This window comes from Saccharothrix sp. NRRL B-16314 (assembly GCF_000716595.1).
Taxonomy (GTDB): domain Bacteria; phylum Actinomycetota; class Actinomycetes; order Mycobacteriales; family Pseudonocardiaceae; genus Actinosynnema.
Window position 1 is genome coordinate 1 of record NZ_JNXC01000145.1, and the last position, 385, is coordinate 385.

General features: G+C 79.5%; 1 protein-coding gene. It reads left to right on the forward strand.

Going from position 1 to position 385, the window contains the following annotated elements; genetic code table 11:
• Positions 1–165: 165 nt before the first annotated feature.
• The coding region (locus OQ02_RS46540; RefSeq protein WP_231500455.1) for a hypothetical protein at positions 166–385 on the forward strand (220 nt) is incomplete at its 3' end.

Here is a 385-nt window from a genome sequence, read left to right on the forward strand (position 1 = left end):
GCTCGGCCGGATCACCGCGCCCGACGACCCGGCCGCCGCGCTCGTCCACCTCAGGGCCGCGCTCGCCGAGCACCGCGCCGGCGACCTGCCCTCGCCCGGACGGTCGAGGTGGACGGCGGGCCGGGACGAACGGCCACGGGGGCGCGGGACCCCGAGGAGGAGATGGTGGCGCTGCTCGCGGAGGCCGTCCGTCATGCCGACGGGCCCGTCGGCGACGTCCATGTCGGGGCCGTCGCCCGCCTCCGGCTCGGGGTGGCGCTCGCGGAACGCGGCCGGTACGGCGAGGCCTCCGAGCTGCTCGCCCGTGCCCTGGACGGGTTCACGGCGGAGGGCGACGCCGCCGCGCGCGTACGGGTCAGGGCCTGGCTCGCGCAGTGTGCGCTCG